This window comes from Flavobacterium sp., from assembly GCF_031363805.1.
In the GTDB taxonomy this organism is placed as follows: Bacteria; Bacteroidota; Bacteroidia; order Flavobacteriales; family Flavobacteriaceae; genus Flavobacterium.
Genome location: NZ_JANLVD010000148.1, coordinates 1 through 3,171, shown reverse-complemented (window position 1 = coordinate 3,171; position 3,171 = coordinate 1). Strand labels below are relative to the sequence as shown.

The 3,171-nt window shown below is 30.5% G+C and carries 4 protein-coding genes; 3 read left to right on the top strand and 1 reads right to left on the bottom strand.

Annotation, left to right across the window (positions count from 1 at the left end; translation table 11 throughout):
- A partial coding sequence (locus RMN92_RS08790; RefSeq protein WP_309609090.1) for a DUF6427 family protein occupies nt 1–612 on the top strand: 612 nt, incomplete at its 5' end.
- Here RMN92_RS08790 and upp read toward each other — a convergent pair.
- Complete coding sequence (gene upp / locus RMN92_RS08785; RefSeq protein ID WP_309609089.1) at nt 607–1,260, bottom strand: uracil phosphoribosyltransferase; 654 nt, start codon at nt 1,258–1,260, stop codon at nt 607–609. The two genes, RMN92_RS08790 and upp, sit on opposite strands and share 6 nt — an antisense overlap.
- A gap of 71 nt (nt 1,261–1,331) precedes the next feature.
- Here upp and RMN92_RS08780 point away from each other — a divergent pair, with 71 nt between their 5' ends.
- Both RMN92_RS08780 and RMN92_RS08775 read left to right on the top strand, forming a co-directional pair.
- Nucleotides 1,332–1,934 (top strand): DUF4254 domain-containing protein, encoded by a 603-nt coding sequence (locus tag RMN92_RS08780; protein ID WP_309609088.1) that lies wholly within the window; start codon nt 1,332–1,334, stop codon nt 1,932–1,934.
- A 14-nt stretch (nt 1,935–1,948) separates the two neighbouring features.
- A complete protein-coding gene (locus RMN92_RS08775) occupies nt 1,949–2,992 on the top strand; it encodes a glycosyltransferase family 9 protein (protein WP_309609087.1) in 1,044 nt (347 codons plus the stop codon).
- Nucleotides 2,993–3,171: the final 179 nt, after the last annotated feature.

Genomic DNA, 3,171 nt, shown 5'->3' with positions numbered 1-3,171 from the left:
CGATTAATTTCGTTGCAATCGCTAAAATCTCCTAAAGAAAAAATATTTGATGCTTCTATTTGGATATTTACAGCAAGTTTGTTTCATTTTTGGGCCATTTTATTTATAATTTTAGTTTTTGTATCGATTATTTTTCACGTTTCAAGAGATTATCGAAATTGGATCATTCCGTTTATTGCTTTTTTTACCGTATCAATTATTGCAATTTTATCAATCTTAATTTTTGATGCAAATCTTTTGAATAATTTTATATCACAAATTAGAATAGATTTTGATTTAAAATATATAAAAACCATATTTCAAAATATTGCCTTGGCTATTTACATTTTCACTTCCATGCTGGCTTTGGTCACAATGGTTTTAATGCTAAAAAGAAAATCTTTGAACATGCAAGCATCGTACAAAAAAATTATTTTAGCTTATGTTATTGGACTTGTGGTATTTTTTATTTCGCCAGATAAAGATAATAGTTCGCTTATTTTTACATTTGTTCCAGTATCAATAATGCTCACCAATTATTTAGAAACCATAGAAAAGTACTGGATCAAAGAAACTATATTAGGCACTATAATTTTGGCAAGTGTGATTACTTTTATACTTCAATTGTTATAATTTATTGCCGTACGCCAAATCTCCCGCATCACCAAGACCTGGAATAATATAATTTTTTTCGTTCAGTTTTTCATCCAAAGCAGCTACCCACAAATGACAGTTTTTAGGTAAATTTTCTTCTAGAAAAGCAATACCTTCTGGCGTAGCTATTACAACTGCAATATGAATTTCTTTTGGTGTTTGCTCAATAATTAATTTATTGAAAACAGCTACCACCGATTGACCAGTCGCCAACATAGGATCAATAAGAATTAGATTTTTTCCTTCAAATGATGGCGCAGCTTGGTATTCAACCAAAATTTCAAAATAATCATCATGATTAGGGTGGTGTCTGTAGGCAGAAACAAAACCATTTTCAGCATCATCAAAAAAGTTCATAAAACCGGTGTGCATTGCCAGTCCAGCTCTAAGAATGGAACACAAAACCACGTTGTCTGCAATAGTTGTCGTGTTTTTTATTCCAAGAGGTGTTTGAACATCAATAGCTTTATATTCAAGAGTTTTACTGAGTTCGTAGGCCATTATTTCACCTATTCGTTCAATGTTTTTTCTAAAGCGCATGCGGTCTTTCTGAATATTTATATCTCGTATTTGAGTTAAAAAGTGATTTAGTATACTATTGCTTTCGGATATATAATGAATATGCATGTTTAAAATTATTAGTTATTTTGTTTTGATAAAGGTATAAAAAGTATATTTGTGTTTCAAAATGTAAAAATATGTTTTCTAAATTGGCTTATTCGGTATTTGAACAAAGTATTTCTAATTATCATTTGTTTGATAATGTAGACCAACCCATTTCAAATCCGTATCAAAAAGATCAATTCGAGCATTTATTATACCATAAAAATTGGATTGATACTGTACAATGGCATTTCGAAGACATTATTCGGGATCCAAATATTGATCCAGTTGCAGCATTGGTTTTAAAAAGAAGGATTGATGCTTCAAACCAGGAACGTACAGATTTGGTTGAATTTATAGACAGTTATTTTTTACAAAAATATAATGCTTTAAAAGTAAAAGCAAATGCAAAAGTTAATTCTGAAAGTCCAGCTTGGGCTTTTGACAGATTGTCTATCTTAGCTTTGAAAATTTACCACATGAATGAAGAAGCAAATAGAGCAGAAGCTTCGGTAGAACACAGGTCAAAATGTTTAGAAAAATTGAATGTTTTGTTAGAACAAAAAAAAGATTTAACTACAGCAATAGATGATTTAATAACCGATATTGAAAACGGTGAAAAATATATGAAGGTTTACAAACAAATGAAGATGTACAATGACGATCAATTGAATCCAATACTATATCAAAACAAATAATAGTTATTTAAAGCTTGTCTAAAATTAAACATATTCTAGTAATTCGCCTCTCTGCAATGGGCGATGTTGCCATGACAGTTCCTGTAATTAGAGGTTTGGTTTTGCAATATCCAGAACTTAAAGTAACAGTAGTTTCTCGGTCTTTTTTTAAACCATTTTTCGATTCAATTCCTCATGTTGATTTTTTTGGTGTTGATGTGAATAGCAGGCACAAAGGTTCATTAGGATTGTTCAAACTTTTTTTAGACTTAAAAAAATTAAAAATTAACGCCGTTGTTGATTTGCATAATGTAATTAGATCCAAAGCCATTAGAAAAATATTTGGTTTTTTAGGCAAAAAAATCGTTGCTTCAAATAAAGAAAGAGAAGACAAAAACGCACTAACCAGAGAAGAAAACAAAATTTTCAAGCCTGTTAAAACTATGTTTGAAATTCATGCAGAAACTTTTAAAAAGCTTGGTTTTGAAATCAATTTATCAAATCCAATATTTCCTCCAAAAAAAGTTCTATCTACAAAAATAATTTCGCTAATTGGACAGAATCACCAAAAATTAATTGGAATTGCGCCGTTTGCTCAATACGAATCCAAAGTATATCCTCAAGATTTGATGCAAAAAGTAATTAATGATTTGGCTAATCATAATTATAAAATAGTGTTGTTTGGTGGAGGAAATGATGAAATTTCAATATTAAATGAAATGAAAAGCGATTTAAAAAATGTAGAAGTAATTGCTGGAAAAATAAATTTAAGTGAAGAATTGAGTTTAATTTCAAACCTTGACATTATGCTTTCTATGGATTCTGGAAACGGACACATGGCTGCTATGTTGGGCGTAAAAGTAATTACACTTTGGGGAGCCACGCATCCTTTTGCCGGATTTCTACCTTTCAATCAGCCTTTGAAAAACGCCATTATTTCCGATAGAGAAAAATATCCCTTATTGCCAACTTCTGTTTATGGAAATAAAATTGTCGATGGCTATCAAGATGTGATGAGAACCATTTTGCCAGAAAAGGTGGTAGAAAAAATCATTTTTGAATTGGAATCAGAAAAATAATCCTTCATCATTCTAGAAAATAATTTGTGAATTAGCGTTAAAAAATTACAGCCAAATTCGTTCCTCTTTGCATCGAACCAAAATATATCTTTTTAGATTTGAAATGGTTTCTTGATAATTTGGCGGATCATAGCCAAAGCGTTCGTGCTCGTTTTGTTCTTTTTCGATGGCATTGCAAC

What these genes read in the sequence shown, in the direction of transcription:
- upp (WP_309609089.1), bottom strand. Translation starts at nt 1,260, where the DNA reads ATGCATATTCATTATATATCCGAAAGCAATAGTATACTAAATCACTTT.
- RMN92_RS08780 (WP_309609088.1), top strand. Translation starts at nt 1,332, where the DNA reads ATGTTTTCTAAATTGGCTTATTCGGTATTTGAACAAAGTATTTCTAAT.